Consider the following 17,787-nt stretch of genomic DNA (forward strand, 5'->3'; position numbering starts at 1 on the left):
ATTCTCCGTGAAGATGCGGAGTACCCGCGGTTAGACGGAAAGACCCCGTGCACCTTTACTGCAGCTTCAGAGTGGCATTAGGAAAGAACTGTGTAGCATAGGTGGGAGGCTTTGAAGCGATGACGCCAGTTGTCGTGGAGCCATAGGTGAAATACCACCCTGTTGTTTTCTGATGTCTAACCTCGCACCGTTATCCGGTGCAGGGACCCTCTGTGGCGGGTAGTTTGACTGGGGCGGTCGCCTCCTAAAGAGTAACGGAGGCGCGCGATGGTGGGCTCAGGACGGTTGGAAACCGTCTGTTAGAGTGCAATGGCATAAGCCCGCCTGACTGCGAGACTGACAAGTCGAGCAGAGACGAAAGTCGGTCATAGTGATCCGGTGGTCCCTCGTGGAAGGGCCATCGCTCAACGGATAAAAGGTACGCCGGGGATAACAGGCTGATGATTCCCAAGAGCTCATATCGACGGAATCGTTTGGCACCTCGATGTCGGCTCATCACATCCTGGGGCTGGAGCAGGTCCCAAGGGTTTGGCTGTTCGCCAATTAAAGTGGTACGTGAGCTGGGTTCAGAACGTCGCGAGACAGTTTGGTCCCTATCTGCCGTGGGCGTCGAAATTTGAGAGGAGTTGACCCTAGTACGAGAGGACCGGGTTGAACATACCTCTGGTGTACCTGTCGTCCTGCCAAGGGCGCAGCAGGGTAGCTATGTATGGACGGGATAACCGCTGAAAGCATCTAAGCGGGAAGCCTCCCTCAAGATAAGATTTCTTCGAGCGGTCGTAGACCACGACCTTGATAGGCCGGATGTAGAAGTGTGGTAACATATGGAGCTAACCGGTCCTAATTGCTCTGATCGCGCCTGAGAGTCCCACCATCAATGACAACACTGGATAAACCCAGCGTCAGCCATTGAACGTGGTGATCAACCTCATGCCAGATAACAAACCAACTCATTTGTTGACGCGTTTCTCAAGTGAAACGCTCATATGTGCACGGCACCGATTAAAAAACAAAGCGCAAGCTCTATTGCTTGGTGACCATAGCGTCTGTGACCCACCCGATCCCATCCCGAACTCGGCCGTGAAACCAGTCTGCGCCGATGGTACTGTGGCTCAAGCCCCGGAAGAGTAGGGCGTCGCCAGGCATTATAGCTTACGCTTTGTTCAATACACACAAAACCCATTCGCAGTTCTGCGCATGCACGCCATGCGCCAAGCCCGCCTCCCCGGCGGGCTTTTTTGTGTCCTCACCACACACGCAAAACCAAGCAGCGCAAAACGGATCAAGAGCCTCTGCAACCGCGACGGGGCTCATCCCCACCATGACCCCGCCAGCGCGCCGAAACCTCCACAGGCTCCCACAAGCGCGAACCCATCGCCACAAGCCCAGCCCCAAAACTCGCGCTCAAAAACAACAGCAACCCAAGCAAAAAATCACATGCGCTTATCTCCGGCCTCGCCAACACCAACCGCCGCAAAAGCAGGCTCTCAGGCCATGCGGAAATAAGCAGAAAAATGCCCGCGATCCTCAGCCCGATCTTGGCCGCCAGATGGTCATACCAGCATATCATATCGCCCTCCTCCATTGGGAGGAGTTCCAATTACGCATTCCGGCATAGCTTCTCGAGAGGGAGAAGCGCTTGTTCCCGTTGAAAATGCATAGGATTTGGCGGAATTTTCCGGCATTCCTATGCGAATCCTATGCCGATCGCATAAAGCTCCACTGGAAATACTATGTGGCTCTGTGCAATGGGCGGCCCGGTAACAGCGAGTAACGGCACGGATGACGGATCGAGCGGTCGACGGGGTGGATCATGGCCATCCGCAGGGAAAGACGCCGCTGCTGGCGCTGGGTGCGCTGGGCGTGGTGTTCGGGGATATTGGCACCTCACCGCTCTACGCTCTTAAGGAAAGCTTTGTCGGCCATCATCCGCTGGCGGTCGATCCCGCGCATATCTATGGGGTGCTGTCGCTGGTCTTCTGGACGATGACGCTGATCGTCACGGTCAAATATGTGTTCATCATCATGCGGGCCGACAACCATGGCGAGGGCGGCAGCATGGCGCTTCTGGCGCTGATTTCCCGCAAATTGGGGGAGAGCCGCTGGACGCCGACCATCGCCATATTGGGCGTATTGGCCGCGGCTCTTTTCTACGGCGACGCCATCATCACTCCGGCCGTTTCCGTCCTTTCGGCGGTAGAGGGGCTGGAGACGGTGAATGACGGTTTGGCGCCCTTCGTCCTGCCCATCGCCATTATCATCCTGATCGGCCTGTTCCTGATCCAGAAACATGGCACGGCGCGCGTGGGCGCGCTGTTCGGGCCGATCATGGTGGTCTATTTCCTGGTGCTGGCGGCGCTGGGCATCCTCAACATCGTGCGGCATCCGGGGATCGTCGCCATCGTCAATCCGATGTGGGCGGTGCATTTCTTCGCGCTGGACGCCAAGCTCGCCTTCCTGGCCCTGGGGTCCGTCGTGCTGGCGGTGACGGGGGCGGAGGCGCTTTATGCCGATATGGGCCATTTCGGGCGCAAGGCGATCAGCATCGCCTGGCTCTATGCCGCCTTTCCCTGCCTGCTGCTCAATTATATGGGGCAGGGCGCGCTGCTGCTGGACCTTCCCGAAGCGGCGGAAAACCCCTTCTTCCTGCTGGCGCCGGACTGGGCGCGTCTGCCGCTGGTGATCCTGGCGACGGTGGCGACGGTCATCGCCAGTCAAGCGGTGATTTCCGGCGCCTTCTCGGTGACGCAGCAGGCGGTGCAGCTCGGCTTCCTGCCCCGGCTCAAGATCGCGCATACCAGCGCTTCGGCAGCCGGGCAGATCTATGTGCCGCTGGTCAATTGGGCGCTGCTTTTCCTGGTCGTGCTTCTGGTGCTGGGCTTCCAGTCTTCCAGCAATCTGGCGGCCGCCTATGGCATCGCCGTCACCGGCACGATGTTCATCACCACCTGCATGATGGCAGTGCTGACCTTCAGCGTATGGCGCTGGAACCGGTTGCTGGCCGCAATGGCAACGGGGTTGTTCCTGTTGGTCGACGGCACCTATTTCCTGTCCAACGCCACGAAGATTCCCGATGGCGGCTGGTTCCCGCTCTTGGTGGCGGCGGTGGTGTTCATCGTGCTGACCACCTGGTCGACGGGCCGGAAGATCATGAATTTCTATTTGATGGAAGGCGCGATGGAGGTGGAACTGTTCATCCAGTCCGTCTCCGGTTCCCTGAAGCGCGTGCCGGGAACGGCGATCTTCCTGAACTCCCGCGTCGAGGGGGTGCCGCCGGCGTTGCTCCATAATGTGAAGCATAACAAGGTGCTGCATGAACGCGTGATCATCCTGACCGTGCGGACGGAGGGCGTGCCGCATCTCCCGCTGCACGGGCGGTCCGAGGTGAGCGATCTGGGCGCGGGATTCTACCGCGTGGTGCTTCGCCACGGCTTCATGGAGGAGGTGGACATCCCGGCGGCGATGAAGGCGGTGGACGGCTGCGGTGGGCCGATCAACGTCAGCCAGACCAGCTATTTCCTCAGCCGCCAGACGCTGATCCCGTCCGAAAAGCCCGGCATGGCGATCTGGCGTGAGAAGCTGTTCGCCTGGATGATGCGCAATGCGGTGACGCCGATGGATTTCTTCAAGCTGCCGACGAACCGGGTGGTGGAGCTGGGATCGCAGGTGGAGATTTAATTCAGCTTCTTCATTCCCGTGGAGGCGGGAATATATCTCCTGAACGTGCCGCTTGGCGCTTCTGATGGGAGATAGATTCCCGCCTTCGCGGGAATGACGGTTGAGGTTAAGTTCCATCCCCCTCCTTCAGCCGATAGCCGATCCCCAATTCATTCGCGATGATCCGGGGCCTTTGCGGATCATCCTCCAGCTTCTGCCGCAGCGTCCGCACCAGCACGCGCAGATATTCGACATGATGCTCATGCTCCTTCGGCCAGACTTGCGCCATGATCTGCTGGTGCGTGATCACCCGCCCTGGATATTTCGCCAGTTGCGCCAGCACGCCATATTCCTTGGGAGTCAAGTGCACCTCTTGCCCGCCTTTCGTCACGATCCGCGCCATCAGGTCGATCGCCACGTCGCCCGCGCGCACCGCCGACATGCCGCCATCCTTGGTCATGCGATTGCGCAGCGCCACGCGCACCCGGGCGAGCAGTTCGTCGGTATCGAAGGGCTTGGTCAGATAATCGTCGGCGCCCAGGTCCAGCGCCGCCACCTTCTCCTCGGTCGCGTCGCGCGCCGATATGACGATCAGGCTGGTGTCCGAATGCTGCTTGATGATCGGCACCAGCTCCAGCCCGTCGCGATCGGGCAAGCCCAGGTCGAGCAGGCTGATGTCCGGCCGCTCCTCCCGCAATTTCTCCAGCGCCTCCCGCGCATCCGCCGCCTCCACCGTGGCGTAATCGGCGCGGGTCAGCGCCGCATGGATCAACCGGCGGATCTGCGGTTCGTCGTCTATAATCAGAACCTTGTGGCGGGTCGTCATGGCACATCCTCATGAGGAAGCGGAGGCAGGATCAGCGTCTGGGGAAAGCGCAGGGTGAAACAAGCGCCCAAGGGATCGGCCTGATTGGCGGCGGATACCGAAAGGCCCATCGCCTCGGCAAAGCCCTTGACGATGGCGAGGCCCAGGCCCGTTCCATGTTTGATCCGGTCCGATCCCTCCATGCGGGTGAACGTATCGAACAGGCGGCTTTCGCTGCCGGGCGGGATGCCGGGCCCCTGGTCGATCACCGACAAGGTGATGGCGTCGGGCTGGCGCTTACCCCTGATGGTGACGGGCGTGCCGGGGTCGGCGTAGCGCCCCGCATTGTCGAGCAGGTTGATGAGGATATGGTGCAGCAGCGTCGGATCGACGCGCACCAGTGGAATGTCGGGCAAAATGTCGACATGGACCGCATGGCGGGCCAGCGACTGCCGCGTGTCGTGCACCGCGCCCGCGACCGCGTCGAACAGGTCGAGCGGCTCGATCTTCAGGGGCAGCGCGCCTGCCTCCACCCGGGCCATGTCCAGCAGATTGGCAACGAAGCGCGTCAGCCGCTGCGCTTCCGCCTCAACCGTGTCGGCAAGCTCGGAGGGCTGCTGGCGCTTCAGTTCATGCACGGCGGAGATGATGGTGGTGAGCGGCGTGCGCAGATCATGGCCGACGGAGGAGAGCAAGGCGGACCGCAGCCGGTCGCGCTCGCGGATCTGGCGGGCATCCAGCATCTCCTCCTCCAGCGCCATGCGGTCGAAGGCGATGGAGGCCTGGTCGAGTAGGCTCATGAGCAACGGCACCTGATCGGAGCGCAACGGCTCCCCCGCATCCTCCCGCGCCAGGCCCAGCACGCCCAGTACCCCGCGTGTCGTCCGCAGCGGATGGAACAGCCAGTCCGACGCGGTGAGGGTGGAGGAGCCGCGCCCGGCGGGCTGCTCATTGTCCATCGCCCATTGCGCGGCGGCCTTTTCGATCTGCTCCAGCCGGTCCTCCGGCGGCACGGCGGCGCGCAGTTGCGGGCCGTCGGGCGAGGGGAGAAGCAGGACGGTGCGCACGTCGAACAGGCGGCCGACCTCCGCGCAGATGGCGTGCATCAGTTCATCCTGGCTGGCGGCGGCGGTGAGCTGGCGGGAGAAACCGGCGAGCGCCGCATTCTGGCGGGCGCTGCCATGGGCGAGGTCGGCCTGGGCGCGGACGCGGGCCGCGAACTGGCTGGTGACGATGGCGACGCCCAGCAGGACGAGGATGGAGATGACATTTTCCGGATTGGCGACGGTCAGCGTGCCGGTCGGCGGCAGGAAGAAGAAATTATAGGCAAGGCTGGAGAGCAGCCCCGCGAACAGCCCGGCGCGCAGGCCGAAGCTGGCGGCGGCGAACATCACCGGCACCAGATAGAGCAGGGCGATATTGCCGAGTGCGATGGTCTGGACCAGCAACCGCCCGATCGCGGTCATCAGCGCGATCATCAGCGCCGATCCAAGATAATCCGTCGCCTTGCCCCAAGGACCGATGCGTGCCGCGGCAATGCGGCGGTTGCGGGCGCTCTCGTCTCCCGGCAGGACGTGGATCGCGACGTCATCCATGTCGCGGACGAGCCGGTCCACCACCGACCCATGGCGCAGCTCGAACCACCAGCTTCGGGCGGCCTTGCCGATCACGATCTGGGTGGCGCGGGCGTCTGTCGCATATTGGCGCAATCCTTCGACCACGCCGGTCGCCGGAATGGTCGCGGTGGTCGCGCCCAGCCGCGACGCCAGCGCCATGGTGTCGGCCAGATGGGCGCGTTCCTCCGCCGTGAACGCAAGGCTGCGCCGGGTTTCGATGTGCACGGCGGTCCAGGGCGCCTTTAGCGCATCGGCCAGCCGCTTGGCGGCGCGGACCAGCCCCTGCGCGCTCGGCAGTTCGCTGATCGCCACGACGATCCGCTCGCCCGCCGCGAAGCTGCCGGCCAGGGCATGGGCGCGGACATAGTCCAGCATCTGCGCGTCGACCGCCTGCGCGGCCCGGCGCAGCGCCATTTCGCGCAGCGCCGTCAGGTTGGACTTGGAGAAGAAATGATTGAGCGCCCGGCTGGCTTCAGCGGGGATATAGACCTTGCCCTCCTTCAGCCGCTCGATCAGCTCGTCGGGCGGAATGTCGACGACCTGGATTTCCGCCATTTCGAGAATGGAGTCCGGCACCGTCTCGCGCACGCGGATGCGGGTGAAGGAGGCGACGATGTCGTTCAGGCTCTCGACATGCTGGATGTTGACCGTCGAATAAACGTCGATCCCGGCGTCCAGCAGCTCCTCTATATCCTGATAGCGTTTGGGATGACGGCTGCCGGGCGCGTTCGTATGGGCCAGTTCGTCGACCAGCACCAGCGCGGGGCGGCGGGCCAATATGGCGTCGATGTCCATCTCCGCCAGGCGATGGCCCTGATGCTCGACCTCCCGCCGAGGGATGACCTCATGGCCGGCGAGCAGCGCCTCGGTCTCGCGCCGGCCATGGGTTTCGACGACCCCCGCCACCACGTCGATGCCGGATTTGCGGCGCTGCATGCCATCGATCAGCATTTCATAGGTTTTGCCGACGCCCGGCGCCGCGCCGAGGAAGATTTTCAGGCGGCCACGGCCCTCCTGCGCCGCCTGACGCAGAAAGGCTTCGGGATCGCGGCGGTCCGGCTCGTTCATCGATCTTGATTAGCGCCGATCCGGTCCAGCCGTCGATTGATTTCGAGGACGTTGATGCGCGGCTCTCCCAGGAAACCGAGGAACGGTTGCTCAATGGCTTGTTCGACCAGAGCGCGGGCCCGGTCGCGGGCAAGGCCGCGTGTCCTGGCGATCCGGTCGACCTGATAAAAGGCCGCATCGGGGCTGATATGAGGGTCGAGCCCCGATGCGGAGGCTGTCACCAGATCGGACGGAACGGGGCGACCGGGTGAATGCAGGGCCTGAATGTCGTGGGCGACGCGATCGATCAGCGCCCTGCTGGTGGGGCCAAGGTTGGAACCGGAGGAGGCGAGTCCGTCATAACCCTTGCCCGCCGCCGATGGGCGGGAATGGAAATAGCGGTCGCTGGCGAAGCTCTGGCCGATCAGTGCGGAGCCGATGGGCTTGCCGTCCTGCTCGATCAGGCTGCCATTGGCTTGGAACGGGAAAAGCATCTGCCCCATGCCGGTCAGCGCCAGCGGATAGGCAATGCCCAACAACAGCGCGAAAAGCAGCGTCATGACGAGCGCCGGACGAAGGGATGTCTTGAGATCGTTGAACATTTTCATTCTCCGGTAAGATCAGGCCAGACCCAGTCCATTCACGGCAAGATCGATCAGCTTGATCCCGACGAACGGCGCCGCCAGCCCGCCCAGCCCATAAATGGCGAGGTTCCTTGCCAGCAGCGGCCCGGCGCCGATCGGCCGGTAGGTCACGCCCCTCAACGCCAGCGGCACGAGGCATGGAATGATCAGCGCATTGAAGATGATCGCGGAGAGGATTGCGCTTTCCGGGCTGGCGAGACCCATGACGTTGAGCACGCCCAGCCCCGGATAGAGCGCCACGAACATGGCCGGGATGATCGCGAAATATTTGGCGACGTCATTGGCGACGGAAAAGGTGGTGAGCGCGCCGCGGGTCATGAGGAGCTGCTTGCCGAGGCCGACCACCTCGATCAGCTTGGTGGGATCGCTGTCGAGGTCGACCATATTGCCCGCCTCCCGCGCCGCTTGCGTGCCGGTGTTCATCGCCACCCCGACATCGGCCTGTGCCAAGGCGGGCGCATCATTGGTGCCGTCTCCGCACATGGCGACCAGCCGGCCGCCTTGTTGTTCCTTGCGGATCAGGTCCAGCTTGTCCTCCGGCGTGGCTTGGGCCAGGAAATCGTCCACACCGGCTTCCGCAGCGATGGAGGCGGCGGTCAGCGGATTGTCGCCGGTGATCATCACCGTGCGAATCCCCATCTGCCGCAATTCCCCGAACCGCTCCCGGATGCCCGCTTTCACAATATCCTTCAGGAATATCGCCCCCAGCAGCCTGCCGTCCTTCGCCACGGCCAGCGGCGTGCCGCCAGCGCGGGCGATCTCATCGGTGATGCGGCGCAATTCCTGCGTCGGCGCTTCCCTGTCGAGGCCGGGATTGGCGCGCAATATGCTGTCCACCGCGCCTTTCTGGATGATGCTGCCATTCCATTGCACGCCGGAAATGCGCGTCTGGGCGGTGAAGGGAATGATCTCCGCGCCCTCCGGCAAAGCGGTCGCGGTCTGGCCGAATTGCTCGCGGGCGAGCAGGACGATGGACCGGCCCTCCGGCGTCTCGTCGGCCAGGCTGGCGAGCAGCGCGGCTTCGGCCAATTCCCCCTGCGACGCGCCGCCGACCGGGCGGAATTCCGTCGCCTGCCGGTCGCCCACGGTGATGGTGCCGGTCTTGTCGAGCAGCAGCGTGTCGATGTCGCCCGCCGCCTCCATCGCCCGTCCCGACTTGGCGAGGACGTTAAAGCGCACCAGCCGGTCCATGCCGGCTATGCCGATGGCCGACAGCAACGCCGCGATAGTGGTCGGGATCAGCGTGATCAGCAGCGCGGCCAGGATCGCCACCGGCACTGCGCCACCCGCATAGCTGGCGAAGCCCGGAATGGTCCCCACCGCGATCAGGAAGATGATGGTGAGGCCGACCAGCAGCAGGGTCAGCGCGATCTCATTGGGCGTCTTCTGCCGCTCGGCGCCTTCGACCAGCGCGATCATGCGGTCGAGGAAACCCTGACCCGGATTGACCGTCACCCGCACCCGGATCTGGTCGGAAATGACGCGGGTGCCTGCCGTCACCGCGCTCCGGTCGCCGCCCGCTTCCCGGATGACCGGCGCTGACTCCCCTGTGATCGCGGCTTCGTTGACCGAGGCGACTCCGGCGACGACCTCCCCATCCGAAGGGATCAAGTCGCCGGTTTCGACCAGCACCACGTCGCCCATTTTGAGCGCGCTGGCGGGAATGGTTTCGAAACCGTCGCCTTTCAGTCGCTTGGCGGTCAGCTCCGCCTTGGTGGCGCGCAGCGAGGCGGCCTGCGCCTTGCCGCGCCCTTCGGCCAGCGCTTCGGCAAAGGTGCCAAACAGCACCGTCAGCCAGAGCCAGACGACCAGTTGCAGCTTGAAGCCTGTGCCAAGCTGGTCCTGTCCGACCGCCAGCAGGACCGTCAGCAACAGCGCCACCACGGCGGTGGTGAACATCACCGGATTGCGGATCAGTTCCCCGGGGTTGAGTTTGCGGAAGGCGTCTCCAATCGCGGGAACGATCAGGTCGGCGGTGAAGAGCGATTTCTGGACGGATCGGGCCATGTGCATATGATCCTTAGAAAAGTTGGCCACGGATCATCGCGAGATGATCGGCTATGGGACCAAGGGCGAGGCTGGGCAGAAAGGTAAGGCCGCCGATTATGAGCACGATGCCGACCAGCAGTCCCGTCCAGAGCGGCCCAGTGGTGGGAAAGCTGCCCGCGCTCTCCGGCGTATATTTCTTCGCCGCCAGACTGCCCGCGATCGCCAGCATCGGAATGATGATGAAGAACCGCCCGATCCACATCGCGACGCCCAGCATGCCGTTGTAGAAGGGAGTGTTGGCGGTCAGGCCCGCAAAGGCCGAGCCGTTATTGCCCACGCCCGAGGTGAAGGCGTAGAGGATTTCGCTGAACCCATGCGGCCCCTTGTTGAGCGGCCCGGCAAGGCCCGCCGGCAGCACCGAGGCGATGGCGGTGAAGCCCAATATGATGAGCGGCAGCACGGCGATCGCCAGGACGGCGAGCTTGACCTCCCGGCTCTCGATCTTCTTGCCGACATATTCGGGCGTGCGGCCGACCATCAGCCCCGCGACGAACACGGCGAGGATGGCGAACAGCAGGAAGCCATATATGCCCGCGCCCACGCCACCGACCACGACTTCGCCCAACTGGATGTTGATGAGCGGGATCATGCCGCCCAGCGCGGTGAAGCTGTCATGCATGGCGTTGACCGCGCCGCAGCTCGCGGCCGTGGTGACGACCGAGAAGAGGGCGGAGGCGGCGATGCCGAAACGGACTTCCTTCCCCTCCATATTGCCGCCGGCAACGCCCAGATGGTGGAGGATGGGATTGCCCGCCGCTTCCTGCCAATAGGTCACGGTGACGCCGATCAGGAAGATGACGAGCATCGCCGCCAGGATCGCCCAGCCCTGCCGGACATTGCCGACCGCCTTGCCGAAGCAATATGTCAGGCCAAAGCCGATCAGGAAGATCGAGAGCATCTGCACGAAATTGCTGAGTGCGGTCGGATTTTCGAATGGATGGGCGCTGTTGGCGTTGAAGAAGCCGCCGCCGTTGGTGCCCAGCATCTTGATCGCTTCCTGCGAGGCGACTGGGCCGAGCGTCAGGGTCTGCTTCGCCCCCTCCAGCGTGGTCAGGTCGACCGATCCCGCCAGCGTCTGCGGCACGCCGCTGACGATCAGGAACAGCGCATAGACGATGCACAGTGGCAGCAGCAGATAGAGCGTCACCCGCGTCATGTCCGTCCAGAAATTGCCGATCGTGGCGGTGCTGCGCCGGGCAAAGCCCCGGAACAGCGCAAAGGCAAGCGCAATGCCGGTCGCGGCTGAGAGGAAATTATGGATCGTCAGCGCCAGCATCTGGCTGAGGTTCGACAGGGTCGATTCCCCTGCATAGCTTTGCCAATTGGTGTTGGTGGTGAAGCTGACCGCCGTGTTGAAGGCGAGATGTGCGTCGACCGCGCCCATGCCTCGCGGATTGAGCGGCAGCAGCCCCTGCATGCGCAGCAGCCCATAGGTGAGGAGCAGCAGCGCGGCGTTGAAGATCAGCATATGCACGGCATAGCGGCGCCAGCCTTGCTCCTCTTCGGGATCGATGCCGGAGAGGTGGTAGAAGCCCCGCTCGACCGGTCCCAGCACGGCATGAAGCGGGGTATGTTGCCCCTCGTAGAGCGCGAACAGCCAGAGGCCGACCGGCTTGGCAAGGGCCAGCAATATGCCGATAAAGGCCGCGATCAGCAGCCATCCCTGAAAGGTCATGGACCGCCCTTTCTAAAAGCGTTCGGGCCGCGCAAGGACGGCGACAAGATAGAGGAGAAGGCCAAGCGCGGTCAGCGCGGCGAGCCAGAGATCGATGGTCATGCCCGCTCCCCCTTCATGCCCGGCCGCAGAGCGCGGCATAGCCGAGGCTCGATGCCAACAGGATGAGGGTCAGGCCGATCCAGAAGATGTCCTGCATGTGAAAACTCCCGCAGCCGAGGATGTCGCGCGGGTGCGGGACGATTCGTCTGCCGTCGGTCAATTAAGACAGCGGCGCGTTTGAATTCGAGAGAGAGGGAATGGGCAAGACATAGAAATTGCGTATGAATATGGATTTTGCTGGCGTGGCGCGTTTGCTCTCGTCCCAGAAGAGAGCGGTTCGGGACTGTCAGGAATTTCGTGTGCGACGAGGCGGTTGACCATCAGGCCGTCATGGCCCTGATGAAACGTTCGCCGAAGAGCACGGCAAATTGCGCCTTCGCCATGTTCCACTCACGCGGCGGCATTTTCCACTCTTTTTCCGATCGGTTCAAGATCAGATAGAGCAGTTTGGTTGCAGCCTCATCGTTGGGGAAATGCCCCCGCGCACGAACAGCGCGGCGAAGCTTGGAGTTCAAGGCCTCTATCGAATTTGTCGTATAGACGATCCGCCTGACCTCGTCGGGAAAGGCGAAAAACGGGATGACTTCGGGCCATGCCCGGCGCCAGCTCTGGCCGATGGCGGGATAACGCTGACCCCAGAAGCTGGCTTCGAAGGCCGTCAGCGCTTCCTCGGCAGCTGCGGCATCGACGGCGCGGTAGATGGCCTTCAGGGCCGTTCCGAGCACCTTGCGGTCTTTCCACGCCACGAAATCCATCGAGTTGCGCAGCAGATGAACTATGCAGGTCTGGACCATCGCTTCGGGGAAAACGGCGGTGATGGCATCGGGGAAGCCCTTGAGGCCATCGACAACAGCCAGCATGATATCTTCGACGCCGCGGTTGCGCAGTTCGTTCATGACGCGCAGCCAGAATTTGGCACCTTCATTCTGTTCCAGCCACAGCCCGAGGACCACCTTGGTGCCGTCGGCCATGACGCCCAGGGCAATATGGATCGCCTTGTTGCGGACCATGCCCTCGTCGCGGATCTTGACCCGGATCGCGTCAAAGAAAACCAGCGGACAGGCAGGATCCAGGGGACGTTGCTGCCAGGCTGCGACTTCCTCAAGCACGGCGTCGGTGATCGTGCTGATCAGGTCGGGCGAGGCCTCAATGCCGTATAGTTCGCGCAGATGCCCGGTGATCTCCCGGGTGCTCATGCCGCGCGCATACATAGAGATGATCTTGTCGTCGAAGCCGGGGAAGCGTCGCTGATACTTGGCGATCAGCTGCGGATCGAAACTGCCGGCCCGATCGCGCGGCACCTCGATCTCGATCCGTCCCCCGTCGGTCGTCACCGTCTTGCGGCCATAGCCGTTCCGGCTGTTGTTCCCTTGCTCCTCCTGACCAAGATGGTGATCCATCTCCGCATTGAGCGCCCGTTCGGCAAAAGCCTTCTTCAATGTATCAAGCAGGCCGCCCTGGCTGAGCGCCGCCGCTGCGTCAGTGCCGGCAAGCAACTGATCGAGAATGTCGTTCGGTATCGAGGGGTCTTTGCGTCGTGACATACTGGGTCTCCTTGTTACCCATTATGCCTCGTCGCACACGAAATTCCTGACAGTCCCGAGCGGTTCCGGGTAGGAAGCGGACCGTCTGCTCGCCCTGCTTTCCATGCAGTGCACCGTGCTCCTGCGAAGGCAGGAGCCCAGTCCCGCCGTCCGTGTATCATCGCATCGCCCGAACAAGGCTCTCATGAACCCCTCGTCTCAGAATGCCTCCGCAGGAACACGCGCCACTCCTTGGCAACGGCCCGCCCAACAACCACGCATTAAAACCCCACGCCGCTTGAACCATTCGCACTTGCCAAGGCACTGAAACTCCACGAGCCACTGCATATGGAGGCTGAGGATCATTCCCCGGACCCGGAACGTTTCGTGAAAGACAGCAGACAAGGAACCCGATGACCAATACGCGCGCCCGCATCAACGCCATAGGCTGCGCCGTTCCCGTACAGGACATGCATGCTCCCTTCATCCAATGGGCGGCCCGGCAACTGGACGATCCGCGCGAAAGGCAGCTTTTCCTGCGCATGGCCGAGCGGTCCGGCATCGACCATCGCTGGTGCGTGCTGCCGCCGACCGCCGAGGGCGGGTCGCCGGTCGATCCGGGCGGCTTCTATGCCGGGGAGATGCCGCCGACGTCGCTCAGGATGCGGCGCTATGCCGACTATGCCCCGGCCCTGGCGCTGGAGGCGATCGCCCGCTTGCAGGAGCAGGCGGCGACCGACCGGATCAGCCATCTGGTGGTGGCGAGCTGCACCGGCTTCGTCGCGCCGGGGATCGACCAGATCATTGCCGAGCGGCTGGGGCTGGAGAATGTCGAGCGGACCCTGGTGGGCTTCATGGGCTGCTATGCGGCGGTCGCGGCCTTGCGCACGGCACGGCATATCGTGCGGTCGGAACCGGATGCGCGGGTGCTGGTGGTGACGGTGGAGCTGTCCTCCCTCCATTTCCAGCCCGAGCGGCGGATCGAACGCCTGCTGATGATGCTCCAGTTCGCGGATGGCGCGGCGGCGGCGCTGGTGACGGCGGAAGGGAGTGGGGTCGCGATCGACCGGCCCTTCTCCTTCAATCTGACGGATTCGGCGGAGCTGATCCGATGGGACATCGGTGACAGCGGCTTTGTGATGCACCTGTCGGGCGAAGTGCCGGCGCGCATCCAGGCGGCGCTGGTCGATCCGGAGATCAGGCGGCGCATGTGGGGCGGCGACGATCCGGGCCTGGTCGACGATTGGGCCGTGCATGCGGGCGGTCGGTCGATCCTGGATGCGGTCGAACATGGATTGGGACTGGACGAAGCGGCGCTGGCGCCGTCGCGGCGCGTGCTGGCGCGCTTCGGCAATATGTCCTCCTCCACGCTGATGTTCATCTTGGGCGATATGCTGCATCGGGCGCGGCGGGGCGTGGCGCTGGCCTTTGGGCCTGGGCTGGCGGCGGAAGGATTCCGGTTCGAAGGGATGGCCTGATGCGCAGTCTGCCTGCGCTGATCGTCGGCGGCGGGCCGGCCGGGGCGGCAGCGGCGATCACGCTTGCGCGGGCAGGCGTGAAGGCGCATCTGATCGATCGCCATGCAGGGGCGCATGACGCCGTCTGCGGCGGTTTTCTGGGCTGGGATGCGTTGGCGGAGCTGCGGGGTCTGGGCGTGGATGCCTTCGCCCTGGGTGCGCGGCCGATCGAGCGGCTGCGGTTGCTGGCGGGCGAGCATTGCGTCGAATTGCCTCTGCCCTATCCGGCTGCGGGGCTGTCGCGGCGAGCGCTGGACGAAGCGCTGATCGGGCTGGCGCAGGATGCCGGCGCGCTTCTCATGCGCGGGCGGGTGGTGCGCGCCGCCGATCCGGCGGGTCGGTCCGTTCGCTTCGACGATGGCGAGCTATGGTCGGGCGAGGCCCTGTTTCTCGCCACCGGCAAGCAGGAGCTGCGCGGGCTGGCCCGCGACCTTGGCGGGCGGAGGGAGGCGCCGTCAGCCGGACTTCGGGCGGTGTTGCCCGCTCATGCGGCCCGCGCCCGCGATCTGGCGGGCATGATCGAGCTTCATCTGTTCGACGGAGGCTATGCGGGGCTATTGCTGCAGGAGGACGGCACCGTCAATCTCTGCCTGTCGGTGGCCCGGCAGAGGCTGGCGCGGGGCGTGGCCGCGCTGATGGCGGAGATCAAGACCGAGGCGCCGCGTCTGGCCGAGCGGATATGGGACGAAATACCCGCCCATTTCGAGGCGGTCGCCGGAATACCCTATGGCTGGCGCGCCGGGAGGACATGGCCCGGCATCTTCCGCATCGGGGATCAGGGCGCGGTGATCGCCTCGCTCGCCGGGGACGGCATCGCCATTGCGCTCCACAGCGGGGCAAGCGCGGCGCAGGCCTGTCTCCGCGGCGGGCCGGAAGCGGCGATTGGCTGGCAGAGGCAGATGGATCGCCGGAGCCGCCGTCCACTCCATGTTGCAGAGGCGCTGCGGCGCGGCGCTGCGGGACCGTTGGGCCGGGGCCTGCTGATGCGGTTGCTGCACTGGATGCCGGGGCTTGGCGCGCAGGCGGCGCTGCTCACCCGCATATCCGCTCGACGCACAGGCGGAAGGAAAAGCGGCGCACGATCCGCACGTCCTTCAGGCTGATGCCCGCCTGCGGCAGCAGCGCCGCCCAATCGCCGGGGCGGAAGGCGCGGGCGATGGACAACTGGCCGTCTTCCCGCACGATGCGGTGAACGCGCAGCAGGCGGGCGAGCAGCGGAAAACCCCAATGGGCGAAGCCGTGGCGATGCAGGTCGCAGATCAGCCAGCCCATGTGCGCATTCGCCTCCATATGGCGCAGGAAAGTCATCAACTGCGCGTCCGTCATGTGGTGCGTCACCTGACTGGAGATGATGAAGTCGAAAGATTCCGGCTGATCGAGATAATCGCCCGCCCGATAGTCGATGCGCAGATCCGGCGGCGTGGCATGACGGGCGGCCGCAAGGCTTTTCTCGTTGAGGTCGACGCCGATCAGCTCGGCCTCGATCCCCCGCTTCCTGGCCCAGCGGGCGACCGCGCGCAAAATGTCGCCGTCCCCGAAACCGACGTCGAGCAGCCGGAAATGCCGGGCCGAACCGATGGCGCGGTTGAGGAAGGCGATGGTGGGCCAGGCGGTGAAGGTCCATCGATTGACGCGGGCGAGGTCATGCAGCACGCGCTCATAGACGGCCGGGTCCAGGTCCGGCGCGTCCATCTGTTCTTCCTGCCGCGATCGGATCGAAAGATCGGCCATGATGCGCTCTCTTCTTTTCCCGCCTCCTGGCATAGTCTCATGGTCGGGAGCCGGAGGGAAGGGCGCTATCCCGCCGCCGCCAGCAATTTGGCGCTGAGCGTGGGCCATTCCGCCATGTCCCAGCCTTCGGGGGTTTCGCGGGTCATGATCTGGTCCGCGCCGAAGCAGTTGGAAAGATCGATGTCCTCCGCCTTCACGAAGCTGCGGTCATTGAGGGAATAGAAGGGACGGACCACGGGCAGGGTCAGATCGTCCCTGTTCTGCTCGACCACGATCGCCAGCCGATGCGAACGCAGCCGCACCAGCGATCCGATCGGATAGATGCCGACCGCCCGCTGGAAGGCCTGGAAAATCTCCGGATCATAGAGCGTCTGCGCCTCGTCCAGCATCAGCAGGGCGCGGGACGGGTCTTCGCCATGGCGGTGGATGCGGTTGGAGGTCATCGCGTCATAGGTGTCGCAGATCGCCGCCATGCGCGCGAACAGGCCAATCTCCTCGCCCTTCAGCCCATGGGGATAGCCGCTGCCGTCCAGCCTTTCATGATGATGGAGGCACACGTCCAGCACCGCTTCGGGCATTTCGCCGCCCAGCGCCAGAAATTCATGCGCCAGCGTCGTGTGGCTCTTCACCACCTCCCATTCCTCGGGGGTGAGCGGGCTGTCCTTGTCCCAGGTTTCCTGCGGCACATGGCCCATGCCGACGTCCATCAGCAATCCGGCGAGCCCGGCCTGCTGCACCTCCTCCGGCGAGAGGCGGAGCTGCTGGGCCAGGCTGATCATCAGCGCGCAGACCGACAGGGCGTGGAGATAGAGATATTCATTCGTATTCTTGAGCCGCGTCACCGCCATGAAGGCATGGGGATTGCGCTGGATGGAGCTGGAAATCTCCTCGATCATCGGTTCCAGCTTCTTGAGCTTGATCGCGTTGCCCAAGCGGGAATCATCGAAGATCTTCTGCATCGCGCGCACGGATTTACGGGCCAGGCGGTTCGCATGCACCATCTCGGCCTTGGCCGGCAGCCTGTCCTTCGACAGCGGGTCGAACGGACGGCTGACGGGGGCGGGCGCCGCGCGCCGACCGATCGCGGCCCCGGCGCGGCCGAAGGGGCGGTCGCGCTGGTCCGGAGCCGGAGCGCGGGTCGGGGCAGGCGCATCCCTCGGTTTCAGATCGATGCCGCGCGACGTGTCGATCTGCACCCATTCGACCTTGCTGGCCTTCAGCGTCTCCAACTGATCGGCATCCTCCAGCAGCATCTTGCTTTTCCAGAAGGGATGGGAAAACCACGATCCTTCCATCTTGTGGAGGAACATGCCCAGCTCGACGTCCTGGGTACGGATTCTCTTCAACATAGCGCGGCCCCGAATTGAGGCTGCATCTCGCCTTTAAAGCCTTGCAAAACCGTTAAAAAGGGATTGCCGCTG

At 63.9% G+C, this 17,787-nt stretch carries 13 protein-coding genes and 2 rRNA genes (1 of these 15 cut by a window edge); 5 read left to right on the forward strand and 10 right to left on the reverse strand.

The features are described from left to right. The 3 genes from HUK72_RS22390 to HUK72_RS22400 form a co-directional block, all read left to right on the forward strand. Positions 1-864: ribosomal RNA gene (locus tag HUK72_RS22390) — 23S ribosomal RNA — on the forward strand; it begins 1,947 nt to the left of the window's first position. Positions 865-1,029: 165 nt separating this feature from the next. Next, positions 1,030-1,144: ribosomal RNA gene (gene rrf / locus HUK72_RS22395) — 5S ribosomal RNA — on the forward strand. Positions 1,145-1,782: 638 nt separating this feature from the next. Beyond that, positions 1,783-3,678, forward strand: a complete 1,896-nt coding sequence (locus HUK72_RS22400) for a potassium transporter Kup (protein ID WP_218036208.1) — start codon at positions 1,783-1,785, stop codon at positions 3,676-3,678. Positions 3,679-3,784: 106 nt separating this feature from the next. Here HUK72_RS22400 and HUK72_RS22405 read toward each other — a convergent pair whose 3' ends face one another. From HUK72_RS22405 to HUK72_RS22440, 8 genes are all read right to left on the reverse strand, one after another. Then, the gene (locus tag HUK72_RS22405) at positions 3,785-4,483 is read right to left on the reverse strand and encodes a response regulator (RefSeq protein WP_176598719.1); all 699 of its coding nucleotides are present in this window, start codon (positions 4,481-4,483) and stop codon (positions 3,785-3,787) included. Next, positions 4,480-7,146 (reverse strand): sensor histidine kinase KdpD, encoded by a 2,667-nt coding sequence (locus tag HUK72_RS22410; RefSeq protein WP_176598720.1) that lies wholly within the window; start codon positions 7,144-7,146, stop codon positions 4,480-4,482. The genes HUK72_RS22405 and HUK72_RS22410 overlap by 4 nt, the downstream gene beginning before the upstream one ends. After that, entirely contained in the window at positions 7,143-7,727 is a 585-nt protein-coding gene (gene kdpC / locus HUK72_RS22415; protein ID WP_176598721.1) for a potassium-transporting ATPase subunit KdpC, read from the reverse strand. The genes HUK72_RS22410 and kdpC overlap by 4 nt, the downstream gene beginning before the upstream one ends. Before the next feature lie 18 nt (positions 7,728-7,745). Next, positions 7,746-9,776, reverse strand: a complete 2,031-nt coding sequence (kdpB, locus tag HUK72_RS22420) for a potassium-transporting ATPase subunit KdpB (protein ID WP_176598722.1) — start codon at positions 9,774-9,776, stop codon at positions 7,746-7,748. 13 nt (positions 9,777-9,789) lie between these two features. Beyond that, complete coding sequence (gene kdpA / locus HUK72_RS22425) at positions 9,790-11,493, reverse strand: potassium-transporting ATPase subunit KdpA (protein WP_176598723.1); 1,704 nt, start codon at positions 11,491-11,493, stop codon at positions 9,790-9,792. A 12-nt stretch (positions 11,494-11,505) separates the two neighbouring features. After that, on the reverse strand, positions 11,506-11,595 hold the full coding sequence (locus HUK72_RS22430; RefSeq protein WP_046765260.1) for a potassium-transporting ATPase subunit F: 90 nt from the start codon (positions 11,593-11,595) through the stop codon (positions 11,506-11,508). Between the two features lie 13 nt (positions 11,596-11,608). After that, positions 11,609-11,755 carry a hypothetical protein gene (locus HUK72_RS22435; RefSeq protein ID WP_176598724.1) on the reverse strand — a complete coding sequence of 49 codons (147 nt, stop codon included), beginning with the start codon at positions 11,753-11,755 and terminating at the stop codon, positions 11,609-11,611. Between the two features lie 160 nt (positions 11,756-11,915). Further along, the gene (locus HUK72_RS22440) at positions 11,916-13,139 is read right to left on the reverse strand and encodes an IS256 family transposase (protein WP_176598725.1); all 1,224 of its coding nucleotides are present in this window, start codon (positions 13,137-13,139) and stop codon (positions 11,916-11,918) included. Between the two features lie 392 nt (positions 13,140-13,531). On the opposite strand from HUK72_RS22440, the gene HUK72_RS22445 reads away from it, so the two are divergent. Next, entirely contained in the window at positions 13,532-14,596 is a 1,065-nt protein-coding gene (locus tag HUK72_RS22445) for a type III polyketide synthase (protein ID WP_176598726.1), read from the forward strand. After that, positions 14,596-15,738: an NAD(P)/FAD-dependent oxidoreductase gene (locus tag HUK72_RS22450; RefSeq protein WP_176598727.1), complete on the forward strand. Its 1,143-nt coding sequence runs from the start codon at positions 14,596-14,598 to the stop codon at positions 15,736-15,738. Before HUK72_RS22445 ends, HUK72_RS22450 begins: the two co-directional genes overlap by 1 nt. Here the strand turns inward: HUK72_RS22450 and HUK72_RS22455 are convergent. Continuing rightward, a complete protein-coding gene (locus tag HUK72_RS22455; protein ID WP_176598728.1) occupies positions 15,668-16,366 on the reverse strand; it encodes a methyltransferase domain-containing protein in 699 nt (232 codons plus the stop codon). The two genes, HUK72_RS22450 and HUK72_RS22455, sit on opposite strands and share 71 nt — an antisense overlap. Before the next feature lie 65 nt (positions 16,367-16,431). Next, the gene (locus tag HUK72_RS22460; protein ID WP_176598729.1) at positions 16,432-17,715 is read right to left on the reverse strand and encodes an HD-GYP domain-containing protein; all 1,284 of its coding nucleotides are present in this window, start codon (positions 17,713-17,715) and stop codon (positions 16,432-16,434) included. Between the last annotated feature and the right edge of the window lie 72 nt (positions 17,716-17,787).

Source organism: Sphingobium sp. 15-1, assembly GCF_013375535.1.
Lineage (GTDB): Bacteria > Pseudomonadota > Alphaproteobacteria > Sphingomonadales > Sphingomonadaceae > Sphingobium > Sphingobium aromaticivastans.